The following is a 5,535-nucleotide window of genomic DNA, read 5'->3' as shown; positions in this document are numbered from 1 at the left end:
CCGCCACTTATATTAAGCCTCAGTCGAAAGACTGAGGCTTTTTTCGTTTCTACTGCGGCGTTTCCCTGAAGTGTGTTTACACCTAACTAGACTACTCCCCATAATCCCTACTAAGCGAACTCTGCGTGATTACACACTAGGCTTTAATTAATATAGGCCGTTGATGCTGTGGAAAGACAATATGACCTACAAACAAACCTAAGTAATCTATGGTATTCAAAGGCGTTCAACGGCTTGAATCTTGATGAGAAAGAAAAAACGAACTGTGCGCACAATCCAGAAAAGCGTCATATATACCCCCAATCTCTCCTGGCTCAAAAATCAAACGACTTGAAAAGAATTGGAAGGTGAAAGATTGAAGGAGCTCTTCATTAGCGAGGTGATGATTTTCGACGCTGAACATTTGATGAGTCTCAGAAAAAATATATCGCCAAGGGGTAAGAAGCGCCAGAACAGAGAGGGGGAGCTTAGCTCGAGGCTGTAAGCTATGCGGAATAACTCACAAACGTCAAAGCTCAAACCCATTAAGAGAGTCGCTCTAGATCTAAGTGGTTATGTGCTCACTAGCGGTACTAGAAAATAGTTAAGTATTCCAAATGGATTATATGAAAAAGCCAACTGCTAAAGCGGTTGGCTTAGTATAAAAATCTCGACGTACTTTAGAGCGAGAAATGATGTCTAAAGAATACGCTTTAAAACACCATCTGCCTTTAGGCGGGTAATTTTTCTGACCAGTCGCTGTACCCCTATAGGATAGTCTTCTACTTTCTCTAATTGCTTATAAGTACAGATAAGGTGAGTATGCTCAAGAATACGCGAAACTTCGTCTTCAAACTTCTCAGTGAGCTTCGCATAATTGTCTTGTATGAGTAGTCCATTTTCTAGGTCGAGTGACCAAGCACGTGGATTTAAGTTATTCCCAGTAAGTAGCATATAGCGTTTATCAACCCAAATACCCTTAAGGTGGAAGCTGTTATTGTCATGCTTCCATAGGTGAATTGACAATTTACGTGCGGCGATATTCGCTTCATTGGTTTTCGCAAAGCGACGTAAATTCACTTCGTAAAGATATGGAAGTCCGCCAATGGTTTTAAAGTCTTCCTCAGGTGCAATGTAAAAGTCGTTGGCGGTTTTATCACCCACAACAATAGTTACTTTCACACCACGCTTCATGGCTCGTTTCACTTCACGATGAAGTGCTTTAGGGAAGTTAAAGTAAGGCGTACAAATGAAAATTTCGTCTTGGGCTGCTGCCAATAACTTTACAATCTGTTGATTGAGTAGATTACGGCGTTTGCCTAGCCCAACTAACGGAGTGACTTTTACGCTTTCTTCTGTTGCAGCTTGGTCTTCAAACTTATAATTGGCTTGAGCAAGAGAAGCCCTCAGTTGGCGAATCGCCGACTTAATTTCTTTGGTTTCTGGCTTATCTTTTCCTGCAAGATCATTAACGGCAGGGTGAGCAATCATTTCTTCCTGAATGAATTGCACCATTGAATTCGCTAAAGATTCATGTCGAATCACATGGTAACGATCAAATCGATAACGTTCATGATAATGGAGATAAACGTTATTTAAGCTCGCCCCACTGTAGATAACAGTATCATCGACAATGAAGCCTTTTAAATGCAGTACCCCAAAAACTTCTCTGCCACGCACTGGTATGCCATAGACAGGGATTGGGTGTTGGTATTTGCTGGCATATGCTTTGTAAAGCGCTGAATTACCCTCAGATGTCTCCGCACCAATCAGGCCACGCTGCGCTCGATGCCAGTCGACACAGATATTGATGTCCAACCCAGGATTGCGCTGTTTCGCTTCATAAAGCGCAGTGAGAATTTCACGTCCAGCTTCATCATCTTCCAGATATAGAGCGACTAGGTAAATTCGCGACGTTGCTTTGCTGATAGCATCTAAAAGACGGGTTCTGAATGATTCTGCTGAATACAGAACATCAAAGTCTTCCGGATTGACAGCGAGACTTGGCAACTGTTCGAATGGATTCCTACTTACTATCATATCGGTATGAGTACCTTAGTTTAGTGCAATATTGCGAACCTGCCATTTTATCAAAGATATGATTTACCTGGCTACAAAAGCACGCGTTTTGATGTCGTTGAAGAGATGAATTGCATTGGAATGAGATCTTTACCGCTATCTACATAACGTTGAAATGCCATTTTTAGCGGGTGTGGTAGCTCAGAGCAATCAATTGTTGTGAATCCATGCTTGGAATAATAGGATTCGAGATGTGTAAACGCGAAGCAATAATCGCCATCAGTGAAAACATTGTTTTTACAATGATTTAGTAGTTCTTTTCCAATCCCTGTTCCCCTAACTTTCGGAATGACCAACATTCCTGTCAATAGACGAACTTTATCTACACTTTTTAAACGTAGTAACGCAATGATTTCACCTTTATGGCTTGCTGTAATGATCAATTCATCTTTTTTGGCTCGACCCGCAGGGTAATACGCTTTGTATAGTTTCTTAATGAGGGGGAGCTTGATGGGATTTAACACTTCTATGATTAATGAGTCTGGTATTGTCACTGCGGTTAAAAGATAACTAATGTAGAATGTCGACAGTTTAAGAGAATCTTATCTGGTGTTGCAAACCTACTATGCAAATTAAAACAAATGCGAGCCTAAAGGCTTACCATACTTTTGGAATTGAACAATCGTGTTCCTATTTAGCTATCGTTGAGTCGCTTGAAGATGTTATTGAGCTATTTCAAAACCCAAGATTCACCCATTTACCGAAACTTTTTTTAGGTAAAGGAAGTAATGTTCTTTTTACAGAACATTTTGAGGGATTAGTGATTGTTAATCGAATCATGGGTAAAGAAGTCACGGAAACGGATGAGCACTACCTATTACATATTGCCGGTGGTGAAGATTGGCCTGAATTGGTTTCCTGGTGTGTGAATCAGGGGATCGGTGGGATCGAGAACTTAGCTTTGATTCCAGGTTGTGCTGGCTCGGCTCCTATTCAGAACATTGGTGCGTATGGCCTAGAGCTAAAAGACATCTGTGATTATGTAGATGTTCTTGATCTAACTACGTTTGAAAACAAAAGAATGCACGCCCAAGACTGTGAGTTTGCCTATAGGGATTCCATATTTAAACATGCGTTGCACGGAAAGTGCTTTATCACCGCATTAGGGCTTAAGTTGGCGAAGCAATGGCAGCCGATTAACCAGTACGGTCCTTTACAAAGTATCCCAGAAGAACAACTCAGCCCTGCTTCTATCTTCGAACGAGTATGCCAAGTGCGAAAGGCAAAACTGCCAGATCCAACCAAGATAGGTAACGCAGGTAGTTTCTTTAAAAACCCAGTGATCACGCAAGATCACTATGATCGACTCACAAAAAAATACCCTAACGTAGTGGCCTACCCAGCTTCTGGAGGAATGAAAATTGCTGCTGGTTGGCTTATCGATCAGTGTGGATTAAAAGGGAAGTCTGTACACGGTGCGCAGGTCAACCCTATGCAAGCTTTGGTTTTGACCAACATGGATAATTGTAGTGCTGATGACATTGTCGCGCTTGCTTCTTTAGTGAAGCAGACGGTATGGGATAAATACCAAATCATACTTGAGCATGAAGTACGCTTTCTCAATCGTACCGGGGAGACGAATTTGACTCAGATCGAGGCATCTAGATGAGAAAAGATCACTCTACGAAACTTCATATTTTAAGGTTATTAAGTGATGGAGAGTTTCATTCAGGAGAAGCGTTGGGCGACGATCTTAATGTTTCCAGAGCGGCAATCGCTAAGCACATTAAAGGTCTTAGTGAATGGGGTATTGATATTTATCGAGTGCAAGGGCGTGGTTACCAATTAGCTTCACCATTGCAGTTGTTAGACGAGACACTCCTGACCACTAGCTCGGAGTCACTTGTTGAACTTGTCCCTGTGATTGACTCAACGAACCAGTATTTGCTCGACAGAGTCGTGGATTCGGAAAAGGGCCGTGTTTGTATTGCTGAATATCAAGCACAAGGGCGTGGTCGCCGCGGTAGACAATGGGTCTCACCGTTTGGCTCTAACTTATATCTCTCTATGTATTGGCGACTGGATGCGGGAATGGCTGCGGCAATGGGCTTGAGCTTGGTGATTGGGATTGCCGCAGTGGAAGCTCTGGAAGAAGTAGGCATGCAAGGTGTTAAACTCAAGTGGCCGAATGACTTGTATTATCAAGATAAAAAACTGGCCGGAATCTTGGTTGAAATGTCGGGTCAGGCCGGTGGGGCTGCTCATCTAGTGATTGGGATGGGCCTGAATATTGGAATGCCTGACGACCAGCCTGAGATTGACCAGCCATGGACCACGTTGAACCAAGTAAATCAGAGTCTCAAGATCGATAGAAATGTTCTAGCAATGACACTTATCAAGCATTGGAATTCCGCACTTGTCGAATATGAAATGAAAGGACTTACTGGCTTTATCGAACGTTGGAATCGGTTAGACAATTTCCTTAATCGTCAGGTCAAACTGCTTATTGGTCCTAGAGAGGTATATGGCGTCGTTCGAGGCATCGATCATCAAGGTGGAATATTAATTGAAACCTCCCAAGGACTAGAGACTTATATTGGTGGTGAAATCTCGTTGCGTAAAAGTGACTAATCTTCGATTACTTTCGCAACGAGACTTTATCAACCAAGTGGTTAACGCCTTTGTGTAGAATCAAGTGGGCTCTCTCACGAGTTGGAAGAATATTCAATTCTAAATTGAGCCCATTAATATCATGCCAAATTTGCTTCGCTTTTTTCTTTGCGTCATCGACAGAGAGTTGTGTGTAGTGGCTAAAATAAGATCCAGGTTTCGTAAAGGCCCCTTGGCGAAACTTTAAAAAGCGTTCTACATACCAATGTTCAATGGTCTCTGTTTCTGCGTCGACATAAATTGAAAAATCTAAAAAGTCAGAGACGAAGACACGATGCGGGTCATGTGGATAGTCCATTCCACTTTGCAGAACGTTTAAACCTTCAATAATAAGAACATCCGGTCTATCCACTTTTCTTAGTTCATCAGTAATGTCATACGTGATGTGAGAGTAGATGGGTACTTCAAGATCGGGCTTTCCTGCCTTTACGTCAGACATGAACTCGACTAAACGCTTGATATCATAGGATTCAGGGAAGCCTTTACGATGCATGATACCGCGTTCTTCTAGTACTTTTTTCGGATATAGGAAGCCATCTGTTGTAACCAAGGAGACTTTGGGATGATTCTCCCAACGAGAAAGCAATGCCGTTAGAATACGAGCAGTCGTACTTTTGCCTACAGCAACACTGCCAGCGATACCAATTACGAAAGGGGGAGCATGTTCCTCTGTATTTAAGAATTGTTGTAATACGGAATTGCGGCTTTGACGAGCTTGGACATACAGATTCAAAAGACGAGACAAAGGAAGGTAGATCTCTACCGCTTCCTCCATGGTTAGGTTTTCATTAATGCCCTGAAGCGCAGTCAAGTCGTCTTCAGAAAGTGTCATCGGTACAGAGTTTCTTAACTCGGCCCAATTTGCAC

At 42.4% G+C, this 5,535-nt stretch carries 5 protein-coding genes; 2 read left to right on the top strand and 3 right to left on the bottom strand.

Going from position 1 to position 5,535, the window contains the following annotated elements; genetic code table 11:
• Positions 1–678 precede the first annotated feature (678 nt).
• Both pssA and CAG68_RS04405 read right to left on the bottom strand, forming a co-directional pair.
• Entirely contained in the window at positions 679–2,019 is a 1,341-nt protein-coding gene (gene pssA, locus CAG68_RS04410; protein WP_033907507.1) for a CDP-diacylglycerol--serine O-phosphatidyltransferase, read from the bottom strand.
• A 71-nt stretch (positions 2,020–2,090) separates the two neighbouring features.
• Positions 2,091–2,522: a GNAT family N-acetyltransferase gene (locus CAG68_RS04405; RefSeq protein WP_161440826.1), complete on the bottom strand. Its 432-nt coding sequence runs from the start codon at positions 2,520–2,522 to the stop codon at positions 2,091–2,093.
• 101 nt (positions 2,523–2,623) lie between these two features.
• Between CAG68_RS04405 and murB the strand changes: the two genes are divergently transcribed.
• Together murB and birA are read left to right on the top strand one after the other, a co-directional pair.
• Positions 2,624–3,667 (top strand): UDP-N-acetylmuramate dehydrogenase, encoded by a 1,044-nt coding sequence (murB, locus tag CAG68_RS04400; protein ID WP_033907506.1) that lies wholly within the window; start codon positions 2,624–2,626, stop codon positions 3,665–3,667.
• On the top strand, positions 3,664–4,629 hold the full coding sequence (gene birA, locus CAG68_RS04395) for a bifunctional biotin--[acetyl-CoA-carboxylase] ligase/biotin operon repressor BirA (protein ID WP_033907505.1): 966 nt from the start codon (positions 3,664–3,666) through the stop codon (positions 4,627–4,629). The genes murB and birA overlap by 4 nt, the downstream gene beginning before the upstream one ends.
• A 7-nt stretch (positions 4,630–4,636) precedes the next feature.
• Here the strand turns inward: birA and coaA are convergent.
• Positions 4,637–5,535, bottom strand: an 899-nt coding sequence (coaA, locus tag CAG68_RS04390; protein WP_202599842.1) for a type I pantothenate kinase, incomplete at its 5' end; no start/stop codon positions are given.

Source organism: Vibrio sp. V42_P2S4T144 (genome assembly GCF_009904715.1).
Classification (GTDB): domain Bacteria; phylum Pseudomonadota; class Gammaproteobacteria; order Enterobacterales; family Vibrionaceae; genus Vibrio; species Vibrio alginolyticus.
Note: the sequence above shows the minus strand (reverse complement) of the source record. Positions and strands in the feature narration are given on the sequence as shown.